This is a genomic window from Bacillus sp. EKM501B (assembly GCF_011800505.1).
In the GTDB taxonomy this organism is placed as follows: domain Bacteria; phylum Bacillota; class Bacilli; order Bacillales; family Bacillaceae_G; genus Bacillus_A; species Bacillus_A cereus.
Genome location: NZ_JAALFZ010000015.1, coordinates 37,046 through 59,562, shown reverse-complemented (window position 1 = coordinate 59,562; position 22,517 = coordinate 37,046). Strand labels below are relative to the sequence as shown.

Sequence of the window (22,517 nt, the reverse complement as noted above, 5' to 3'; positions counted from 1 at the left end):
AAAGACGCTATATCAGTAGCGTCTTTGCTCATTTCATTAATGTCCACCGTGTCCTTGACCACTTTCCTGAACAATTTCTAACCTCTCATCTAGTATTCCTTGTGTTTCAAATGAAATATCACTCGTACTTCCTAATAAGAAACCGTGATTATATGGTCCAAGTGTTGGATCATCTTTAAACTTCGGCTGAATGCTTGCAAGGAAGTCATACACTGGTTGTGAAGCTTTACCTTCTTCTAATAATACAACAGGTGCATGTTTACCCATATGTGAAAAAGGTGCCCCAGCAACTGCTAAATCTGGTGTTTTACTTGAAACAAATGATAAACCGTGACCAGGTTTTGTGAATCCCCAGCCAAATTTTGTTTTTTCATCTTTAAATTTAGCGAACGCAATCGAGTTTTCTGTAGGGGTCTCTCCACTAATACGCGTTACTTTCCCGTATTTGCTTAGCTCTTTTTCTACTTCTTTTGAAACAATTTTTTCTGGCCCTAATACATATATATTTGCTTTATCTTTTCTCATTTTTAATGCCTCTATTGTCGCTTCTGGCACTTTATTCTTTTCTGTATAGAGTAGTGGTTCCGGCATATGAGAAATCCAATTTACAGCGGGGGTTGTATATAAACGTCCTTCTTCTGCAGACGAACCGATAATAACACTATTTGGGTAGCTTCCTGTTATATCGGCATACTCCTTATCAACATCCTTCGCAAATATAGCTGGGTCCGTTTCTTTTATTTGTTTTACTTTATAACCTTTTAATTGTTCAAGCGCGCTAGTACCTACATCTCCCATCACCATAATTTGTGTTCCATCTTTCGTTCCGATTGGATTTAATCGTTTTATTTCTTTTAACGTCATTTCCGGTATCTTTTCTTTTTCTATAAATAAAATCGGCCCGTTATTCGGATGATGAATAAGATCTGCACTCGCAATACCTAATTGCCACTCGCTTGCTGGTACTAAAATAACAGCACCTGGCTGGTTCTCCTTATGAGTTGCTGGCCATATCGTTTGCGAAGTTAATACTGCCATTTGCGAAGGATCATTTGTGTTTAATCTCGTTACATTTTTTAAACTTGTCGTTAATAAATCATTAGATGCACCTTGGTTCATTTCTTTTGGCGCCGTTACCTCCTGATTCATTTTCATTTCCTTTTGCTCTTTTTTCTTCTCTTTTGTAGATTCATGGTTTTTATGGTCTGTATTCGTTTGTCCGCATGCAGCAAGACCAACTGCTGTAATTATTGTTATCCCAAAAATTCGGGTCATTTTTTTCACTATACCGCCTCCGTATTAATCATTTTTGAGCCAATATGATTACCTAAAATGTAATTTCAACTCCACAATAACAAGCAATTCTGAAGAAATTATGCAGACACATCATAATCTGCACCATTTCTTCATGATTTTGCATTACACTTTAAGTAACGATTATAAATATGGAGGGCTCTCTATGATTGATATACTGCTTGTAGACGATGAACCGAGAATGCTTGAATTATTAACGCTTTATCTTACACCAATTGGATATAACTGCGTATGTGCGACTTCAGGAGAAGAAGCTATTTTACATATAGAAAATCGAAACTTTAAATTTGTTTTACTCGATATTATGATGCCAAAGATGGACGGATGGGAAACCTGCAAAAAAATCCGATCTTTTAGTAACATTCCTATTATTATGGTTACAGCTCGTGATCAAACAGTAGATGTCGTTCAAGGATTAAAAATTGGAGCCGATGATTACGTAACGAAACCTTTCCATGAAGAAGAACTTTTCGCAAGAATTGAAGCCGTTTTAAGACGTACAAATGAACATAAACAAATCCAATATCACGGTATTGTATGGGATGAAACAAAACACTTCGTTTCTGTCCATAATGAAGAACTCCTTCTCACACCAATTGAATTTTCTTTACTCGGATTATTTTTACGCCATGTGAACTACGTATTAAACCGTGATCAGCTCATCGAACGAATTTGGGGGTTAAACACAAATACAGAAGATCGCACAGTCGATTCACATATTCGTAATTTACGTGATAAATTGCGAAAAGCAAATTTCCCTATTGATCATCATTTAAAAACCGTGTATGGAGTAGGTTATCGATGGATTGATACTGAACAGTAAGGGGCAAAACGATGAAACGAATTTCAATTCAATTCGGATTTTATTTTTTAATTGTTACACTTTTAATTGAAAGTGTTCTCTTTATTTTGCTCTATTATAGTCTTGTAAACACTAGAGTAAATGAAGAAATGACAGCTTTATTAAAGCGAGGAAATAGTCATCGAGATGTACTTGAAAAATATTACGATGAGCAAACCATCTCTCACGTAGCATTAATGGAATCTGAAGCTGAAACAACTGTCGTTATTACAAATGCAAATAAAGAAATACTAGCTAAATCTAACGAAATAAACACGACTATAAACGATCATATTAGTAAAATGCAAACTCGAACAGACCATAACGGAGCGATTATAGAAAATCATTGGAAAACATCTAATTATATATGTACAGTTAGCCCCATTGTAGTAGATGGAAAACATGAAGGGTATGTGTATATGTTTCTTGGAACAGAATCAATTGAAGAGCTGGTTAATGGGTTAACGAAACAATTCATTATTGCCGGTATCATCACATTTCTACTAACAGTCATCACCATTTTTCTATTATCTCGATTATTAACAAAACCATTGTTACACATGAAACATGCCACTGAAAAAATGAGTAAAGGTGATTTGTCCGTTTCATTAACAACTACTCGAAATGATGAAATTGGTGAACTAGCATCATCTATTCAGACGCTCGCAAATGATCTACATTATATGAAAACAGAGCGAAGTGAATTTCTAGCAAGTGTTGCTCACGAATTACGAACACCGTTAACATACGTAAGAGGTTATGCAGACATTGCATTAAAAGAAAGCACCTCTCCTGAGCAACGTTTACGATATTTATCTATTATAAAAGATGAGTCTGATTACATTACAAACTTAGTTCAAGATTTATTTTCACTTGCACAAATGGAACAACATAACTTTTCTATTCAAGTAAAGGAAGTGCATTTACACACCTTCTTTACTCGCATAGCTGAAAAAGTAAACGCCATGTATAAAGAAAGATATATTAAGGTTTCTTTCTCTTGTCCTCCTACACTGCTAGTAAACTTAGATGAACAACGATTTGAACAAGTTATAGTAAACATTTTAAATAACGCTTATAGACATTCAAAAGAACATTCTCATATAAACATTTCTATTACAGAAGAACATAAACGTATCTCCATTACAATTGAAGATGAAGGCGAAGGTATTCCACCTGAAGACCTCCCTCACATTTTTGACCGCTTTTACCGTGTCGATAAAGCAAGAACACGATCTACAGGCGGAACTGGTTTAGGGCTATCTATCGTAAAAGAAATTGTAGAACTACACGACGGAAATATTACTGTAACGAGCGAAGTCGATTACGGGTCTTGCTTTATCATTTCATTGCCATCTATAAAGAAACACGACTACCATCAGTAGTCGTGTTTCTTTATCATTTTACTTTATAATATAAATTTACAAATTGCCCAAAACGTTTCGTATCCGTTAAAGTTAAATTAATTTCCGGATTCTTATCTTGAAATAACGGAACTCCAGAACCTAATATGTGAGGGGTAATCGTGACAACATATTCATCAATTAAATTATTCTTAAAGAATTCTCTCAGTAGATTCCCTCCACCGACCATCCATATTTTAGATCCTTCTTGCGATTTTAACCTTTTTGTAAACTCTACTACATCTTCATTTACAAACTCCACGTTTCCGTTTGAACCTTTTTCCGAATTAGAAAAAACATAACATTTTTTATCTAAGTACGGGAATGTTTCTGTATGCTCTACTACATAATTGTACGTTCTTTTTCCCATAATTATTGTATCAATCGTTTCGTACATTTCTGTATAACCGTTATCTCCCTCTCCTTCCGTTTCCATTAACCACTGTAAATCATCATTTTCTTTCGCAATATATCCATCTAAGCTCGCCGCAATAAATAAAACTATTTCACGTGACATATCTTTTCCTCCTTGCATCTCATCTTGATAACATATGATGTAAACAATATACTAACAATAAAACACGACAATTTGTGTCATGTTTAAAAAGAAAAAAGGTGATACATTTGTCAAAAGCTAAACGCTTATTAGATATTCTTATATTTGCTTCTGCGAAAAAGGCATTTACTGCTCAAGAAATAGCCGATGAATTTAATATTTCCGTTCGTACTGTCCATAGATACATTTTAGATTTAAGTGATATGGGATTACCCATTTACGCTGAACAAGGTCGCAACGGAGGATATAAAGTATTAACGAATAGAGTAATTCCGCCTATTTTATTTACCGAAGAAGAAGCAGTTTCCATCTTTTTTGCCTTTCAATCTTTAAGCTACTACAGAGACTTACCTTTTAACACAGAAATAAATTCCGTTACACATAAACTATATAGCTCCCTACAACATGATGCGAAAGCGAAAGTTGACAAAATACGTTCTTATATCGCCTTTTGGAATCCGAAGAGAACAATTGATACACCACTTTTAAACGAAGTGTTAACAGCGGCTATTGAAAATAAAAATTTACACTTTCAATACGAATCTAAAACGGGGATAAAAACAAAACATGTTCATCCTATCGGTGTATATGCTCATGACGGGCTATGGTACTTACCGTCCTATGACTATGACAGGAAAAAAGTATTACTGTATCGCATCGATCGTATTCTTTCTATATTATCAACGAAAGAAAATGAGGATACATTCATGAATTTAGAAGAGTGGTTTTCCTCTAACTCTAACGTAGTACACATCCCTACTCAGTTACATGTTTTACTGACACCAGAAGGCGTACGCCAATGTAAAAGCGTCCCTTATCTTGAGGAATTCGTTATAGTAAACGAGGATGGGACAGGATATATAAATTCAACAATTGATAAAGGAGAAATCAATTTTATTACCCCTTTATTTTATAGACTCGGAAAAGATGCAAAAGTTTTAGAACCGACAGAATTGATAGATGGTTTACGTATGCGTGCGAAAGAAGTTTTACATATGTATGAAGACGAAAAAAGCTGCTAAATATAAGCAGCTTCTTTGTCCTGTTGTTCCTATTGTTTTATTATTGACGAATATCAAACCACCAACGATTTTTCGAATTCATATTTTCAGTGTCACCAATCCCTCTGTAATTGAAAGCATCCAAAAAGATTAAATCTAATTTATCTTCATCTACAAAATAACCTAAATTAACTTTTACCGTTTCTCCTGGTGTGATACTGCCAATATTGTAAAAGCTTTTTCCATCTCCATGAGGCTCTAAATAATCAACTTCGCCTGTCATAATATTTTTTTCTGCGATTCCATCTTTCCCAGCATACTGCCATGCATTTCCTTTATCTTCAAGAACTTTTATAGATGGAGTCATATAGATTTCTTCTGTCGCCTGTTTACCTATATTTTTCACTTTTGTTGTCAGGTAGACAAATTTAGGATGAATTAATTTTGATTCTACTAATTGATCAATTGAATCTTTACCATTTCCAATTTTATATTTATCTCTTCTATATGGTATCAATTGTCCAGCTTGATCCAAAGCTTGATTCCTGCTTAGTATTCCTAAGCCCATTTCATTAAAGTTCTCTTGTTTAAAATCTTTGATTGAATCAAAGGCTTCAACTTTTTCTATCACATATTCAATTTGACTGTTATCCATAGATATCGTTACTGGAACCTTTTGCCCTATATGAAATAGTCGTTTGCTATCCTTCTTCAAAGGAATTACCTTAGTTGTTTTACTTTCTTGGCTAAAATACTTTTTATCATAATCGCTTATATATGATGACTTTTCTTTTGACGTGGGCTCAAGTGAAATGCTCCCTAGCACATCTATCATTTGTTCTTCGTTTATATCATTTCCAATATAACTTTGTAACATAATTCCTTCTTCCTCAAAATAGAGAAAAGTTACTCTATTAAACATTAAATCTTTATTACCATTTTCTCTATGGACAATTACTGCCTTCTTACCATTTATCTCTTTTTCTTCATAATTTTTCGAGTACAGAGTTGGAAAATCTGAATTCCCTCCTACTCTCCAAAGAACGAATGAAAATCCACCCATTGCGTAGTTATCTTTAAAGGAATATTTCATAGCAGAGTCATCAATTGCTTCCATATTTTCTGGTAATTTATCGATTTTCAGCTTATACCACTTATCAGCCTTTTTCGAGTCCTTATTTGTTACTGAAATATTTACTTCATAATTTTGTTTTTGAACGATCATATTATAGACTTTTACTGCTCCAAAAACGGTTGTCGGCATGCCGATCAATAAGCAAGCAGCAGCGATTAACATACGATGTCTTTTACGCTTTTTCAGCGGTTGTCCATTTTGCGGCTTCATTTCCTCCATAAACAATTTCTTTTTGCGCGTATATGTATGTGAAAATTCATGTTGTTCTTCAAGTTTATCAAAATCATCTAAAGCAATTTTTTCAGCAAGTTCATATATTTCTTTGGAGTTCTTTGAATTCGTCATGTTGTATACCTCCTATCATATTTTGGACTCGTTTTCGAGCGCGTTCAAACTGCTTGCGGACATTTGCCTCGGTTATCCCCATGACACTTGAAATTTCTTGATACGTTAAGTTATAGAAGACTTTGTACTTAAACACCTGTCTATTAGATTCGTTTAACTCTTTTAGCAATGCATCAATTTGAACCTCGGACATTACACGTTTTTCCCACTCTTCAATATTTTCATCTACTGCTTCTACAGATTCTCTTTCATATTCTTCTAAAAATGTTTCATGTCGTTTGTTTTTCCGGTAACTATCAATCGCCTTGTTTTTCGCGACCCTCAAAATGTAGCGTTTAAGCTCTCGAGTAGCCAAGCTATGGAGCTTTTCCAAGTTCTTATAAAGAGTAATAAACGTCTCTTGAACCGCATCTTCAGCCTGTTGAATATTATTTAAAATAGAATACGCTACATAATAAATCTTTTGTTCATACAACTCATATAGCTCTTCCATCTTTTCATAATCGTTGTTTGTAACTTTCATATAATTCCTCCTCTCACTCTATATAACGAATAAGCGCTATACTTTGTGACACTGCAAAATCTTTTTATTTATAAAATTTAATAATAGAATAAACAAAAGCCCAATTTCTCTATTTTAACTGAGAAATTGGGCTTTTTAATATTAGAATTTTCCTGACCGCTACGCCTTTTCAGTAAGCAGCATATGCTCTATCGCTTCTTTTAACAAATTCTTTGTCTCTTCCAAGTTATGATTCTTCTTTTCTCCCGGTTGTACCATATAAAACTCAGCAAACGAACGCTCTTTATATCTTGGTACGACATGCATATGATAATGTGTTAACTCGTTAAATACTCCACCATTTTGACAAACTGTAACTCCGTCAGGTTTATATACTATCTTAATCGCTTTTGCAATAAGCTTAGAAGCATCCATAACGGATTTGGCTACAACATCATCTAATTCGTCTACTTCTACAACATGTTGCTTTGGCACAATTAAAGTATGTCCTGGGTAGAAAGGCGCATGATCTAAAAAGCAAGTTACATAATCATCTTCATATATTTTATATATAATTTCCTCTCCGCCTGCTAATTTACACCCTAAACATTCCATCATATTTCCCCCTTTATTAAAAACATAAAAACGTGAGAGCCGTATTCTCACGTTTTTATGTTTCATTTTATTAGTTCAATTGTTTCCGTAACCTTTATACTATCTTTTACAGATTGAACAATCGTACAATTTTTCACTGCAAGTTGCAGCGCCTTGTCCAGCTGCTCTTCTGTAACATTTTGTGCTTTAATTTTATAGTGCAAATGGACACTTTCAACTGGCTTCGATAAAGCTTCACTTCTACCAACTTCAGTTTCGATTGTAAACGTATCGTATGGAATACGTTTCTTTTCTAAAATTGTTCGAAAGACAATTGCACTACATCCTGCGATAGAAGAAATGAGTAATTGTAACGGTGAATACCCGTTTTCTTTTCCAATCGCTAATTGACCATACGATAAATCTGCTTCTATATCATCGTGTTTGATTGTTAGTTTCATTTGTTTTTTCCATCTCCACTTTCATCGGTTTCTGCCGTTTCTTACTAATATAATAATATATATAGCAGAAAATGATAAATGGAATACCACAGTATAACGCCATTCTTTGTTCAGGAATAAACGCTAAACTAATAACAACGATGCTATTTGTAATTAAAGCTAAAATTGGAACAATCGGGTATAGTGGTGTTCTATACTTTAAGTCCTCTAACTTTCCTCCGCCCTTTATATACTGACTTCTAAAGCGAAGTTGCGATAGAGCAATAATGATCCAACTTGAAACAGCCGATAAACCAGCTATCGATAATAAATACATGTATACTGTATCTTCTGCAAGGAAACTTGTGAATAGAGATAATCCAGCTACCGCAATCGTTACGACTAGCGCTGTAATTGGAATACCACGCTTATTTACTTTCTGGAAGGAAGTTGGTGCCATTCCCTCATTTGCAAGTGACCATAGTATACGCGTCGCTGCATATAATCCAGAGTTCGCTACAGATAATAACGCAGTAATAATAACGAAGTTCATAATATCAGCTGCGTATGGAATACCAATTTTATCAAATACGACTACGAATGGACTTTCAATTACGCCTGCTTCTTTCCAAGAAATTAATCCTACTAAAATTGTCATTGTTAAAATGAAGAATAACATAATGCGCCATACTGTATTACGGATCGCACGTGGAATTGTTTTTTCTGGATTTTCACTTTCTCCCGCTGCAATTCCGATTAACTCTGTTCCTTGGAATGAGAAGTTAACTGTAATCATTGTAAGTAGTACGGCAGCTAGTCCATTCGGGAAAAGTCCACCATCGCTTACAAAGTTAGAGAAAAGAGGTGCTGCTTCTTTTCCGTCATATGATATAAATCCTAATAATGCACTACCACCAAGAACGACAAATGCAAGGATTGTAATTACTTTAATACTAGAAAACCAAAATTCTAATTCAGCATAACTTTTTGCCGAAATTGCGTTTGAAGCATATAAAATAACACCGAATACAAGGCACCATACCCAAACATCAACATTTGGAAACCATCTTTTCATCATTAAACCGATTGACGTTAATTCTAGCCCCACTGTTACTGCCCAGCCAAGCCAGTATAACCAGCCAATCATAAAGCCCGTTCCTGGTCCAATAAACTTCGTTGCATACTTTTGGAAAGATCCTGAAACCGGCATAGCTACCGTTAACTCTCCAAGACAAAGCATTGTTAAATACATAATAAATCCGCCTACTAAATATGAAAGGATGGCTCCCCCTGGTCCAGCCTGATTAATAGTGTAACCTGAACCTAAGAAAAAACCAGTTCCGATTACACCACCAAGTGCGATCATAAATAAATGTCTACTCTTCATCGTGCGATGTAATTTCTCATTCGTTGGTTGCTGCATCTAAATCCTCCCCCTACCAATACCCCTATATCTTGTTAAAATTTTCTGATAATAAAAATATACACGAAAGCGATTACATTTTCTATATAAAATTAAAACTTTTCTGATAAAATAATATAAAAATCGAATTATTGCAAGATTTAGATTCTATTTAGAGGAAAATAAGGAGAAACAAGGAAAAAACCCTTACATATATTGTAAGAGTCAACGAAGTTCTAATCTTCTCGATAAAATTGATAAACTATAATTTACGATAAAGTACATACAAGCTACTAATATAAATGTTGGAATCATGTAATTCACATTTTGCCCGCTAATAATTTGAGCATTATGCATAAGCTCAGGGAGTGATATAACAACCGCTAGCGACGTATCCTTCAGCAATGAAATAAATTGACTGACAAGCGGCGGAACCATTCTCCTTAATGCTTGTGGCAAAATAATATGCCAAAGCGCTTGCACATAAGTTAATCCCGAAGATCTTGCGGCTTCAACCTGCCCTTTTTCAATAGACAATAAACCACTTCTAACAATTTCAGATATCATTGCTGCCTCAAATATTGTTAAAGCAACAATTGCAGCTGTTATAATTTCTAATTTCAAGCCTGCTTCTGGAAGTGCAAAATACGTGAAAAATATAATTAAAAGTAGTGGTAAGTTTCGAATCACTTCAACTATAACTCCTAATATTTGTGAGACGACAGGTATTTTCGTGTAGCGCAATATACCGATTACACTTCCAATAATAAAACTAAGTACAATTGCTATGAGCGCTACCTCTAATGTTATAAGTAATCCTTTTAATAAAAATAGAATATGATCTCCTGTAATTGCTCCCTTGAAATCCATTTACACCGCCTCCTTTGCTAAGCGTTTTTCTAAATAACGCACTAGCATACTGAGCGGAATTGTTAATATTAAATAAAACATCCCGACAAATATATAAACATCAAACGTAACAAACGTCTTCGTTGAAATTAAATCTCCTTGATACATTAAATCAGCACCAGCAATAATTCCAAGTATTGAGGAGTTTTTAACTAAATTGAGAAACTGGTTTCCTAAAGGGGGAATTACAATTTTCACTGCTTGGGGTAAGACAACATAATACATCGCCTGCACATACGTTAGCCCTGAAGAGCGAGCAGCTTCCATCTGCCCTTTCGCAACTGATAAAATACCAGCGCGAATTACTTCTGCAATAAAAGCTGCCGTATATACCGTAAGCGTAACTGTTCCTGCTACAAAACCATTTAAAGTAATTCCTATTACAGGTAAAGCAAAATAGAATATAAATGCAATTAATACGAGTGGAATATTTCTTACAAACTCCACAAAAGCTGATCCTATCCAATTTAAAATACGAATAGGTGCAATACGCATTACTGCCAAAATTACTCCTAAAATAAAACTGCCTATCAATGCAATTACACTAGACATAACTGTATATTTAAATCCTTCTAAATACATATCAATGTTATTCGTTAATATAGAAAAATCAGGCACATATTCTCCCCTCTTTCTTTACAAGAAGAGGATGAGTACTCTCATCCTCTCACTTTTACTATCTACTTTTCTGGTTTTTGTCCAATCCATTTCTCATATAATTTGTCATACTCTCCGCTTGCTTTCATGTCTTTAATTAAAGTATTAATCTCTTTCGTTAAATCATCTGCCCCTTTTTGCACTGCAATTCCATACGGTTCATCTGTGAAAATTTTTCCTACTACTTCATAATTAGAATCTTGTTTTGCCATTCCGTAAAGGATCGCATTATCTGTCGTTAACACATCACCTTTACCTGCCTTTAACGCTGTAAATGCCTCACTATAATTTTCAAACTCTAATACAGTCGCTTCTGGTGACTTTTGACGAATGTTATTTGTAGATGTTGACCCTTTTACAGCTAATACTTTAACGCCTTGTTTTATATCATCGACACTCTTAATATTGCTTCCTTTTTTCACAAGTAACGATTGTCCTGCTTTAAAATATACATCTGAAAAATCCACTTCTTTTTTGCGTTCTTCCGTAATTGTCATTGTTGCAATAATTGCATCAATATCACCATTTTTCAGCATTGGAATACGTGTTTTAGACGTTACTTCTTTCAGCTCTAGCTTCTTTTCATCTCCAAGAATCTTTTTCGCAAGTGCCTTCGCGACATCAACATCGAATCCTTCTACCTGCCCTGTTGAAGGATTTTTTAATCCAAATAAATTCGTATCATTCTTCACCCCAACTACTAATTTCCCTCGTTTCTTAATTTGCTCAACAGCCCCGCCTTGCTTCGTATTTGTTTCCTTTGCCTCATCTTTCTTACTTCCGCAACCAGCAACAACAAGCACGAATAAACATGAAAATACGATTAAAGTAAATAATTTTTTCATTTTAAGCATGAAATTCCTCCTCTAATGATTTAGCACCCGACTTAAAAATAAACGAGCTCTTTCTTGTTCAGGGTTTGCAAAAAAGTGCGCCGGTGTTGTATCTTCAATAATTTGACCATCATCCATAAATAAGATCCTATCTGCTACCTCTCTAGCAAATCCCATTTCATGTGTAACGACAACCATCGTCATCCCTTCTTTAGCCAGGGCCTTCATAACATCAAGTACCTCTCCAATCATCTCTGGATCAAGAGCAGACGTAGGCTCATCAAACAGCATAATTTCCGGCTGCATCGCAAGTCCTCTAGCAATTGCTACCCTTTGTTGTTGTCCTCCGGATAATTGATGCGGATATACATTAGCCTTCTCTGGGATTCCTACTTTCTCTAAATAAAGCATTGCTGTTTTCTCTGCTTCTTCTTTGGAAACTTTATTTACTTTAATCGGTGCTAATGTAATATTTTGAAGAACCGTTTTATGTGGATATAAATAAAAATGTTGAAAGACCATCCCAATATTTCGCCGCAATTCATTCATGTCCGTTTTTTTATTGTGTACCTCTGTATTTTGTACAATTAATTCTCCATCTGTAATTGCCTCTAATTGATTTATACATCGAAGCAATGTACTTTTTCCTGATCCTGAAGGCCCGACAACTACTACCACTTCGCCTTTTTTCACTTGCACATTAATATTTTTCAAAACTTGAAAGTTACCATAATATTTATTTACATTACGAAATTCTATCAACATACTCCCCCTTCCCCTAACAATGCATGTACATTCTTTTTATATTCAAAAATAGTCCCAAAAATAACTTTTAGCTTCAATTTGTCCATAAAAAAAAGCAAAGAGTTTCCCCTTTGCTTCTTCATTTCTATTCTGTTAAGATACTTCTTCTTTCTTATCTTTCCCGTATTCATGCTCCCAAAAATCAGCATTTTTAATTCCTAATGGCCCTGGATCGAATACTGGATCTTTTCCTTCTTTTTTCTGTTTTTCATAATCCTTTAATGCGACTAATGCAGGTTTTTGTAATAGTAAAATCGCAATGATATTTACCCATGCCATAATTCCTACCCCAATGTCGCCTAAAGCCCAAGCCGTTGCTGCTGTTTTTATACATCCATAGAATACAGCTCCTAAAAATACAAACTTTAGTACCATAGACATCCAAGGACGGTCTTTATCACGATTTAAGTACGCAATATTCGTTTCTGCAATGTAGTAATACGCCATAATTGTTGTAAACGCGAAGAATAATAACGAGATTGCAACGAAACCGTTTCCAAATCCAGGGAAAACAGATTCTACCGCCGCCTGTGTATATCCTGGTCCTGGCTGAGCACCGTTTAGTTTATTAACGATAAAGTTTTTTCCGCTTGCATCAAATACGTTATACATGCCTGTAATAATCATCATAAATGCTGTTGCTGAACAAACAAATAATGTATCAATGTAAACGGAAAATGCTTGCACTAAACCTTGCTTAGCTGGATGTGATACTTCGGCTGCTGCTGCTGCGTGTGGTCCAGTCCCTTGTCCTGCTTCATTGGAATAAATACCACGTTTTACCCCCCAAGAGATTGCTAAACCGATAATACCACCGAAAGCAGCTTCTAATGCAAATGCACTTCTTATAATTAACATAAATGCTTCTGGCAATTTTTCAATATTCATAGCAACAATGACGCAAGCTACTAAAATATAGCCTATTGCCATAAAAGGTACGACAACTTGCGCTACGTTAACAATTCGCTTTACTCCACCGAAAATGATAAGAGCTAATACGACAACTAATATAGCCCCTGATGCGGTAGTATTAATACCAAAAGCCGTTTCTAAACTTACAGCAATACTATTTGCTTGTACGCCTGGTAGTAAAAGTCCTGTTGCAAGAATTGTCGCTGCAACGAATACTAAAGCATACCATTTAACTCCTAGACCTTTTTCGATGTAATAAGCAGGTCCACCACGAAACTGCCCTTGATGTTTCGTCTTATATATTTGCGCGAGTGTTGATTCTACATAAGCTGATCCTGCCCCTAAAAAGGCTACTGCCCACATCCAAAATACAGCTCCTGGTCCACCGAATGCAACCGCTGTTGCTACCCCAGCGATATTCCCTGTCCCAACACGTCCTGATAACGAAAGTGCTAACGCTTGGAATGAAGAAACACCAGCCTCTGATTTTTCTCCTTGAAATGTCAGCTTCACCATTTCTCCTACGTGCCTTACTTGTAAAAACTTCGTTCGAATGGAAAAATATAAACCTACTCCTAAACATAAATAAACAAGTGCTGGACTCCAAACAATATTATTTAACCAATTTACGAAAGTTTCCAACATTCCCCCTCCTTCTTTATAAAGAATATTCAGAATATATATAAAATTATAAGTGCATACCGAATCTAGGACAATATTATTTTAATAAAGTAAACATATTTTTGTATAAAAAAACAAAGTATATATTTGTTTTATATACTTTGTTTTGAACTAAATGTATTATATATTCACAATTGCTTCTCTTTTAATAATTCTTTCGTATAGCTCTTCTGATAATTTCAAGAAGTTATCAGGCATATCTTTCCCTTTAAACTTCTTCTGAAGCGTTCCATATAAACCTATATCACGTAAACGTAAAAATAGTGGCAACGATTCATACCAACTATCCGCCAGCCTGTGCTCATACTCATATCCTTTTCGTAACACTTGTAACTGTTTACGAGCAAAATCTGTCTTCTCTTCTGCTGTCCACGGTGTAAATAGAACAGAGTAATAAAGAACCATCGCTAAATCATGTATAAAGTAATTATAAGCTGCATCATCAAAATCAAAGATTGTTAACTCTTTACCATCATAATGAAAATTACCTGGATGAATATCCCCGTGCATAAGGCCGAACGTTTCTCTTTCAATTGAAAGAGCCTTTATCTCATCCATTAATACCGCAGCGATTTTTTTCACTTGATCATCTTCTAGTTCATTAACAATCCCACTCTCGTCTTCTTCCCACGTATCACGATAGTCTGTTTTAGGATATTCCATTGTAAGGCGATGCAGTTGCCCAATCGCTTTTCCCCATGCTTCAAAGAGAGGCTCGCCCCAATAAGGCGATTCCTCTCCTTTTACTTGCTCACCTTTTGCATATGTAAATAAGGAAGCGAAAAAGAAAGTTTCATCCTCTGCTACGATTTCTTCTACGAGATTTCGAGACGTTGAATAAAGAGGTCCTGCTACCTTTGCCCCATTCTCCGCAACATATCGTAAAAAATCTAGTTCGGCCTCTACCTCTTGTTTAGAACGATGAGAAGAATGTGTTAAACGTAATACGTAATCTTCATCATTATCACCCTTCGCCTTAAAAATATAATTCTCAAAATCTCCAAGTGGCTTTTCTTCCACTGTTACATGAAACAAATTCGCTGCTCTTTTTAAAATCTCTTTCGTAAAAACACGTTCTACAGCTATTTCCATATGTATCCCTCCTATATATCTTCTTAATTCGACACAAATGTTAGAAGTACTGCTATGAAATTGAATAATGCACAAAAGACAATGTAACGTAACCTTCAATCCTCTTTTTTTAAAATAATTCAAGCATAAATTTCTCACAAACGACAAAAATTAACAGAAACAATTGCACTTTAAGAGAGGTGGAAATTATGACAGAGCAAAAAGAACAACAAGAGAGTAAAAACCAAAAGCATATGTTTCCATCACTTCCGGAGAACATTAATTACATTGAAAATAAACTTTCTCATTCTGATGATATAAAAAAATTAGATCTCCCTTTTCAAAACGGAAAAGGAGCAATCTTATATATCGAATCTTTAGCAGATCCAAATCTAATTCATCAGTTAGTCCTTGAGCCATTATTAACGCGATCAGATTTATCTTTAGATAAAGCTTTTTCTACGTTAAATATGAAAAAAGAAACGAATTTAAATTATGGGATACAACTTTTATTACAAGGTAAATCCTTATATTTTCATGAACACGTCGACAGTTTTTGTATTTTCGAAACAACCTTATCTTTAAAGAGAGATATAGCAGAGCCTGATAATGAAGGAGTTGTGCGCGGTCCACATACTGGTTTTGTAGAGGATCTAGCAACTAATTTAACCTCTATTCGTAAACTCATTAAGAGTCCAAATTTAGTTGTTAAGTATTTTACACTCGGTGAAGAAATGCACACGAAAGTGGCAATTACTTATATGCAAAATATAGCGAATGACGATTTAGTTATAGAAGTGAAAAGAAGATTGGAAACCATTAAAACGGATGCACTTATGCCACCAGGATACATACAAGAATTTATAGAGGATACGTCTTTCTCCCCATTTCCGCAGCAATTAAATACAGAGCGTCCAGATAGAACTGTTGCTAATTTAATGGAAGGGCGTGTTGCTATTTTATCTGATGGAGATCCAACAGCGCTCATCGTTCCTGTTACGTTATTTGCTTTCTATCAATCACCAGATGATTATAATAACCGTTGGATTGTCGGTTCTTTCGTCCGAATGATTCGCTTAGTAAGTTTTTTAATTGCCTTTCTCTTACCAGCTTTATATATTGCAACTGTTGCTTTTCATCCTGATGTGTTACCGCTCGAACTTGTGTATACGATTAAAGCTTCATTAGAGAAAGTACCGCTTCCTCCTATTTTTGAAGCTCTCTTAATGGAGTTAATTTTCGAGTTATTACGAGAAGCTGGTATTCGCTTGCCGAGCCGCGTTGGACAAACAATCGGTATTGTAGGTGGTTTAGTAATTGGGGATGCAATTGTAAAAGCTGGACTCGTTTCTTACACAATGATCATCGTTGTAGCTTTAACTGCAATCTCATCTTTTCTCGTTCCATCAAACGATATGAGTTCAGCAGTTCGGATTCTTCGTTTTCCATTAATGCTCCTTGCTGCCATATTCGGATATGTAGGAATATCATTCGGTCTCATTATAACTTTCGTTCACTTATGTCAGCTTCATTCATTTCATACACCATATCTTTCTCCTGTTGCCCCGATGCGGATTAAAGATATGAAAGATTCTTTCATAAGACTACCAATTTGGTCATTTTGGGAAAGACCACATGATCCAAAACCGAAAAAAATGCAGCGCCAACATGTAACGAGAGAGGATGAGGACGGTGACAAACACGCAAAGTAAAATTTCACTTGTTCAATTTACCTTTTTCGTTATTCAATGCCAAATTGGGGTCGGTATACTATCTCTACCTAACCGGCTTCATCCGATAGCAAAAGGTGGTGGTTGGATTTCTGCGCTCATCGCGGGGCTTGCCATTCAACTTATTATTTTACTTATGTGGCTTTTCTTAAAACGATTTCCTGATGCAGATATGTATAAAAGTGTTTGTATGCTATTTGGTAATAAGTTAGGAAAACTATTGGGCTTTTCTTATGTTTTTTATTTTACCCTTATCGGTATGACGGTTATGTTGAATGCTTGTAACGTCATTAAAGTATGGGTTTTACACGCAACTCCGTGGTCTGCAATTCTCATATTATGTACAGTAGCTTGTTGTTATGTAGCTTATAACACATTTAAAGTCATCGTACGATTTTATGTCATGGCCTCTATTCTCATTATTCCAATGGCTCTTTTAATTGCCCTAGGGCTTTCACGAGCTGATTTCTCTTATATTTTTCCTATTACAGAAGCCGGATGGTGGAATATAATTCAAGCATCCAAGGAAACAATTACAGCCATGTATGGTTTTGAAATTATTCTTATCGCTTTCCCAAAAGTAAATGGGAGTTCTATTGCAAAACTGAAGGCCATTTCTATCGCCAATGGATTTGTAACTCTTTTTTATACTTTTACCGTTTGGATTTGCTTTATCGTATTTAGTCCAAAGCAAATTGAGCTTATTCCAGAGCCAGTTGCTTACTTATTACGCTCCTTGCATATTGGAATTATAGATCGAACGGACCTAATCTTCATCCCAATTTGGATGATAACAGTTGTCGCTTCTATTGCTAGTTATTACTGCGCTGCTTCAATCGGAATTGGACATATATTCAACCTTGCTAATCATAAAAAGGCTGTTCCAATCGTTGGTATTATTGCTTTTAGTGTAGCCTTATTTATAGATACACCTGAAGAATTAAAAGTAATTTCAACTTTCACTGATAAGTTCACCTATATTTTCATCGTTGTTCTCCCTCTTTTATTTCTACTTTATTCAATAATAAGAAAGAAGAAAGGAGAACAGTATGTTCCCAAAAAGAGTTAAATTACTTTTAATATTATGTGCTAGTTCCCTCCTTTCTGGCTGTTGGGATCAAGAACCATTAAGGGAGGCAAGTTTAGCTTATAGCGTTGGAGCTGATATTACGGAAGAGAATAAACTCCAGCAAACAATCGAGCTCGTAAAAAGTTCAAGCGGAGAGCAATCTTCATTTGAGAATGAAATATATTCAGCAACCGGGCATAACATAATGGATACAGGCGATACCCTAAAAAAAAATGTGACTGGGAATATTCGCTATTTTAAATATGGTGTTCAATTACTCGGAACCAAAATTCTAAAAAAGGGTATACTCCCCTATTTAGATGTCAGCTTTCGAGATCCAACAAACCCAACTGCTTTAGTAAAACTTATTGCAGTAGATGGTGAAACATCGGAGATACTCGAAAAAAAGAAAATAGGAAATTTACTAATTGGAGATTTTCTAAAGAAAAAAGTGAAAAGCTTAGAAGATATGAGTGTATTTCCAAAAGAAACTTTAGAAACAGCTGCTACAAAAATGTTAGATCCCGGTAAAGACTTTACCCTTCCTTCTATAAAAATAAAAGGAAAAGAAGTAGTTACAAACGGGTTAGCTTTATTTAACAATGATAAATTAACTGGGCATTTACCTTTGCAACAATCTGTTTTATTCGTGTTATTAACCGGAAAAATGGGAACAAGTGCCCGTATAACCCAAAAACTGACTAGTGATGAATCTGAGAAGACATCTGATTATTTAACAATGGAAATTAGTAATCGAAAATTAAAACGCGACTTAAAAATAACAACAGATAAAAAAGGAAATGTTTATGCTCACATTAAGCTCCAATTAAAAGTTATAGCACTTGAATCTCCAAGAGATAATATGTATACAATGGACGATAGAGAAAAACTAAATAAAGAACTTTCTAAGCAACTCACGAAAGAAGCGAAAAAAATAACACAAAAACTACAAAAAGCAAATTGTGATGCTTTCGGTATTGGAAGACATCTTATCGCTTATCATCCTAACTTATGGAAGAAAAAAAATTGGAATAAAGATTATGCAAAAGTAAAATTCAAACCTGAAGTAGAAGTAAGCATTTTGTATAGTGGTGTCTTAAAATAAAAAGGTTGTATGCCGCTCGGGCATACAACCTTTTTATTTCGTATATCGATACACAATTGATTCATATGGTCTTAAGTTAAGTTTTGCAATATCCTTGCTGGCATCTTTATAATTCGACAGTAGTACTTCTTGTTTCATTCCATCTAACTGAACGTGCGCTGGTACTGAATACGTTATTTCTTCTCCATAGAAGTTATTTATAACAAGTAGTACTTCACTTTCTGTAGTACGAGTATATGCCCAAATTTTAGGATCATTTTTATCCAAAATAGCATATTCTCCTTCTGTAATTACATCATACGTTTTTCTAAGCTCTATTAACTTTTTATAATGATAAAATACGGACTCTTTATCTTCTAATGCCTTCTCTACGTTTATTTCTTTAAAATTTTCAGCCGCTGAAATCCAAGGTGTACTTGTTGTAAAACCACTGTTCATCTCTTCATTCCACTGCATCGGAGTGCGAGAGTTGTCACGAGATTTTTGCTTTAAAATCCCTATAATCTCTTCTTTTGATAGCCCTTCTTTTAGCTTTATATCGTATATATTTAACGATTCTACATCACGATATTGCTCGATGGACTCAAATTTAGGATTCGTCATACCGATTTCTTCCCCTTGATAAATATAAGGCGTTCCTTGCAGCATGTGCATGGCTGTCGCTAACATTTTTGCAGATTCGTTTCGGTACTTTCCATCATCACCAAAGCGTGACACGATGCGAGGCTGGTCATGATTACACCAAAATAACGCATTCCATCCTCCGCCCTTTTGCATTTCAATTTGCCAGTTAGACATAATCTCTTTTAATTTAATAAAATCAAACTCTGCTTTCGTCCACTTATCACCATTCGGATAATCTACTTTTAAATGATGGAAACTAAACGTCATGCTTAATTCATTACGCTCAGGATTAGAATATTTAATACAATTATCAATTGTCGTAGATGACATTTCTCCAACTGTAATGACATCTTTTCCTGCAAAAACATTTCGGTTCATCTCTTGTAAATATTCATGAACACGCGGACCATCTGTATAATACTTGCGTCCATCACTTGTCGCAGTACTACCTTCATCGTTTAAGAAGCATTGGTCTTTTGAAATTAAGTTAATGACATCTAATCGAAATCCTGTTACCCCTTTATCCAGCCAAAAACGCATCATATCATATACTTCTTCACGAAGTTTTTCATTTTCCCAATTTAAATCAGCTTGTGTTTCATCAAATAAATGTAAATAATATTGCTCCGTCTTCTCATCATATTTCCAAGCAGATCCACCAAACTTAGACTGCCAATTATTTTTTTCATCACGCCAAATATAGTAATTACGATATGGACTATTTTTATCTTCCTTCGCTTCTTTAAACCACTTATGTTCAGTCGAACTATGATTTACAACAATATCCAGCATAATCTCAATGTTACGTACTTTCGCTTCTGCTAAAAGTTCTTCAAACTCTTCCATCGTTCCGTAAGATGGATCAATGCTGTAATAATCACTTACATCATATCCATTATCATTTTGTGGTGATTGGTATATCGGTGTTAACCAAATATAATCCACTCCGAGTTCTTTTAAATAATCTAGTTTCTCTGTAACCCCTTTTATATCACCGGTTTCTCTATTGTAATAACTATTAAAGCTCTTCGGATAAATTTGATAGACTACACTTTTATGCCAATCCTTCATGTTTAACTTCCTCCTACTTCTGTTTCACTCTTTTTGCAAATAACCATGTTAAAGTAAATGGGATTACAACTGCAATAATCATTCCGACAATAAACATTGGAATCGATTTCGGAATGATAGAAATAAATGCTGGCAATCCCCCAATTCCGATAGCAGGTGCTAATACACCATTTAATGTAATGAATATCGCTGCCACAGCAGACCCTATAATCGCTGCATAAAACGGGAACTTATTTCGTAAATTCACACCAAACATCGCTGGTTCTGTAATACCGAAGTATGCTGAAATGGCTGATGTTGATGCCATACTTTTATCATTTTGATTTTTAGAAATCCAGAACATCGCAAGTGCCGCACTACCTTGCGCAATATTAGAAAGAGCAATCATCGGCCAAATAAATGTACCGCCATGTTGTGCAATCAATTGTAAATCAATTGCAATAAACATATGATGCATACCTGTAATTACAAGTGGTGCATATAACGCTCCAAATAATACTGCTCCAACTACTGGTACTGTTTCATATACACCTACTAATCCTACTGTTAATAAATCTCCAATATGACGTGTAACCGGACCAATAATTCCTAATGCTAACACACCTGTCACAACGATTGTTGTAATTGGTACAACTAATAATTGAATTGCATTTGGTACATGTTTCTTTAAGAAAATTTCTACTTTACTTAACACAAATGCAGCTACTAAAACCGGCAAGATTTGACCTTGATACCCTACCTTTTCAATTTGGAACAGTCCTAAAATATCGAAGTACTCAATCTTTTGTCCGTCTAAACCAGTCGCTGCTTTTCCATAGTCCCAAGCGTTTAATAAGGCCGGGTGCACAAGCATTAATCCCATAACAATCCCTAGTATTGGACTACCACCAAAACGCTTCGTTGCTGACCACCCGACAAGTGCTGGTAAGAATACGAATGCTGTATTGGCCATCATATTAATTAAATCCCAAAGCCCGCCTAAGTTCGGATAAACATCTAATAAATTTTTCCCATCAAAAAATAAGTCCTTTGCGCCTAATAGATTGTTAATACCCATTAGTAAACCAGCCGTTACGATCGCTGGTAATATCGGCATAAATACATCTGAAAATATTTTTACAAACTTTTGAGCTGGATTTAACTTCTGATTTCCAGAGTCTTTTACGTCAGCTACAGTCGATTCTTTCATACCCGCAAGCGTTATCAATTCAGCGTAAACACGATCTACATCTCCTGGACCAATTACAACTTGAAATATACCAGCGTTATGAAACGCTCCTTTCACTAATGAAACAGACTGTAATTTATCATTATCTATTTTACTTTCATCTTTTAAAGCGATACGGAGCCTCGTCACACAATGTGCAGCTTGTTCAATATTGTCTTTCCCACCAATATACTGCAACACTTCCTCTGCTGTTTTACGATAGTCTTTCCCCATATTCCCGTCCCTCTTTTCTTTTTTTGATACCGTTTACAATTACATATTAACTCGTATATATAAGTTAGTCAACACTC

21 protein-coding genes are annotated in these 22,517 nt (G+C 35.1%); 6 read left to right on the top strand and 15 right to left on the bottom strand.

The window, feature by feature from the left end:
* Nucleotides 1-36 precede the first annotated feature (36 nt).
* A complete protein-coding gene (locus HFD78_RS22325) occupies nucleotides 37-1,284 on the bottom strand; it encodes a hypothetical protein (protein ID WP_000738860.1) in 1,248 nt (415 codons plus the stop codon).
* A 175-nt stretch (nucleotides 1,285-1,459) separates the two neighbouring features.
* Between HFD78_RS22325 and HFD78_RS22320 the strand changes: the two genes are divergently transcribed.
* Nucleotides 1,460-2,137 (top strand): response regulator transcription factor, encoded by a 678-nt coding sequence (locus HFD78_RS22320; protein ID WP_000565475.1) that lies wholly within the window; start codon nucleotides 1,460-1,462, stop codon nucleotides 2,135-2,137.
* An 11-nt stretch (nucleotides 2,138-2,148) separates the two neighbouring features.
* Nucleotides 2,149-3,540, top strand: coding sequence for a sensor histidine kinase (locus HFD78_RS22315; RefSeq protein WP_000822522.1), 1,392 nt, complete (start codon nucleotides 2,149-2,151; stop codon nucleotides 3,538-3,540).
* Between the two features lie 13 nt (nucleotides 3,541-3,553).
* Here the strand turns inward: HFD78_RS22315 and HFD78_RS22310 are convergent, their stop codons facing one another.
* Complete coding sequence (locus tag HFD78_RS22310) at nucleotides 3,554-4,075, bottom strand: dihydrofolate reductase family protein (RefSeq protein WP_000085800.1); 522 nt, start codon at nucleotides 4,073-4,075, stop codon at nucleotides 3,554-3,556.
* 74 nt (nucleotides 4,076-4,149) lie between these two features.
* Here HFD78_RS22310 and HFD78_RS22305 point away from each other — a divergent pair, with 74 nt between their 5' ends.
* Entirely contained in the window at nucleotides 4,150-5,136 is a 987-nt protein-coding gene (locus HFD78_RS22305) for a helix-turn-helix transcriptional regulator (protein ID WP_114160370.1), read from the top strand.
* Nucleotides 5,137-5,176: 40 nt separating this feature from the next.
* Here HFD78_RS22305 and HFD78_RS22300 read toward each other — a convergent pair whose 3' ends face one another.
* From HFD78_RS22300 to HFD78_RS22250, 11 genes are all read right to left on the bottom strand, one after another.
* Nucleotides 5,177-6,595, bottom strand: coding sequence for a DUF4367 domain-containing protein (locus HFD78_RS22300; protein WP_000185114.1), 1,419 nt, complete (start codon nucleotides 6,593-6,595; stop codon nucleotides 5,177-5,179).
* The gene (locus HFD78_RS22295) at nucleotides 6,561-7,118 is read right to left on the bottom strand and encodes an RNA polymerase sigma factor (protein ID WP_000869273.1); all 558 of its coding nucleotides are present in this window, start codon (nucleotides 7,116-7,118) and stop codon (nucleotides 6,561-6,563) included. The genes HFD78_RS22300 and HFD78_RS22295 overlap by 35 nt, the downstream gene beginning before the upstream one ends.
* Nucleotides 7,119-7,277: 159 nt before the next feature.
* Nucleotides 7,278-7,778 (bottom strand): HIT family protein, encoded by a 501-nt coding sequence (locus HFD78_RS22290; RefSeq protein ID WP_114160371.1) that lies wholly within the window; start codon nucleotides 7,776-7,778, stop codon nucleotides 7,278-7,280.
* Nucleotides 7,775-8,152 (bottom strand): OsmC family protein, encoded by a 378-nt coding sequence (locus HFD78_RS22285; protein ID WP_000778830.1) that lies wholly within the window; start codon nucleotides 8,150-8,152, stop codon nucleotides 7,775-7,777. Before HFD78_RS22285 ends, HFD78_RS22290 begins: the two co-directional genes overlap by 4 nt.
* Complete coding sequence (locus HFD78_RS22280; protein WP_001187097.1) at nucleotides 8,127-9,554, bottom strand: amino acid permease; 1,428 nt, start codon at nucleotides 9,552-9,554, stop codon at nucleotides 8,127-8,129. Before HFD78_RS22280 ends, HFD78_RS22285 begins: the two co-directional genes overlap by 26 nt.
* A gap of 204 nt (nucleotides 9,555-9,758) precedes the next feature.
* Nucleotides 9,759-10,403 carry an amino acid ABC transporter permease gene (locus HFD78_RS22275; RefSeq protein WP_000345955.1) on the bottom strand — a complete coding sequence of 215 codons (645 nt, stop codon included), beginning with the start codon at nucleotides 10,401-10,403 and terminating at the stop codon, nucleotides 9,759-9,761.
* The gene (locus HFD78_RS22270; protein ID WP_001112667.1) at nucleotides 10,404-11,060 is read right to left on the bottom strand and encodes an amino acid ABC transporter permease; all 657 of its coding nucleotides are present in this window, start codon (nucleotides 11,058-11,060) and stop codon (nucleotides 10,404-10,406) included.
* A gap of 62 nt (nucleotides 11,061-11,122) precedes the next feature.
* Nucleotides 11,123-11,953 carry a glutamine ABC transporter substrate-binding protein GlnH gene (glnH, locus tag HFD78_RS22265; protein ID WP_000916491.1) on the bottom strand — a complete coding sequence of 277 codons (831 nt, stop codon included), beginning with the start codon at nucleotides 11,951-11,953 and terminating at the stop codon, nucleotides 11,123-11,125.
* A gap of 12 nt (nucleotides 11,954-11,965) precedes the next feature.
* Nucleotides 11,966-12,697, bottom strand: a complete 732-nt coding sequence (locus tag HFD78_RS22260; RefSeq protein WP_044584131.1) for an amino acid ABC transporter ATP-binding protein — start codon at nucleotides 12,695-12,697, stop codon at nucleotides 11,966-11,968.
* A gap of 132 nt (nucleotides 12,698-12,829) precedes the next feature.
* Nucleotides 12,830-14,290, bottom strand: a complete 1,461-nt coding sequence (locus HFD78_RS22255; protein ID WP_000447396.1) for an alanine/glycine:cation symporter family protein — start codon at nucleotides 14,288-14,290, stop codon at nucleotides 12,830-12,832.
* A gap of 159 nt (nucleotides 14,291-14,449) precedes the next feature.
* On the bottom strand, nucleotides 14,450-15,421 hold the full coding sequence (locus tag HFD78_RS22250; protein ID WP_000401641.1) for a phosphotransferase enzyme family protein: 972 nt from the start codon (nucleotides 15,419-15,421) through the stop codon (nucleotides 14,450-14,452).
* Between the two features lie 188 nt (nucleotides 15,422-15,609).
* On the opposite strand from HFD78_RS22250, the gene gerKA reads away from it, so the two are divergent.
* Genes gerKA through HFD78_RS22235 form a run of 3 tightly spaced genes read left to right on the top strand, consistent with a single transcriptional unit; the run spans nucleotide 15,610 to nucleotide 19,304 of the window.
* Nucleotides 15,610-17,112 (top strand): spore germination protein GerKA, encoded by a 1,503-nt coding sequence (gerKA, locus tag HFD78_RS22245; protein ID WP_000139248.1) that lies wholly within the window; start codon nucleotides 15,610-15,612, stop codon nucleotides 17,110-17,112.
* The gene (locus HFD78_RS22240) at nucleotides 17,093-18,199 is read left to right on the top strand and encodes a GerAB/ArcD/ProY family transporter (RefSeq protein ID WP_000185796.1); all 1,107 of its coding nucleotides are present in this window, start codon (nucleotides 17,093-17,095) and stop codon (nucleotides 18,197-18,199) included. The genes gerKA and HFD78_RS22240 overlap by 20 nt, the downstream gene beginning before the upstream one ends.
* Nucleotides 18,180-19,304 (top strand): Ger(x)C family spore germination protein, encoded by a 1,125-nt coding sequence (locus HFD78_RS22235; protein WP_191968112.1) that lies wholly within the window; start codon nucleotides 18,180-18,182, stop codon nucleotides 19,302-19,304. Before HFD78_RS22240 ends, HFD78_RS22235 begins: the two co-directional genes overlap by 20 nt.
* A gap of 33 nt (nucleotides 19,305-19,337) precedes the next feature.
* Here the strand turns inward: HFD78_RS22235 and treC are convergent, their stop codons facing one another.
* Both treC and treP read right to left on the bottom strand, forming a co-directional pair.
* Entirely contained in the window at nucleotides 19,338-20,999 is a 1,662-nt protein-coding gene (gene treC, locus HFD78_RS22230) for an alpha,alpha-phosphotrehalase (protein WP_000656144.1), read from the bottom strand.
* Between the two features lie 13 nt (nucleotides 21,000-21,012).
* Nucleotides 21,013-22,440, bottom strand: coding sequence for a PTS system trehalose-specific EIIBC component (gene treP / locus HFD78_RS22225; RefSeq protein ID WP_000513940.1), 1,428 nt, complete (start codon nucleotides 22,438-22,440; stop codon nucleotides 21,013-21,015).
* Nucleotides 22,441-22,517: the final 77 nt, after the last annotated feature.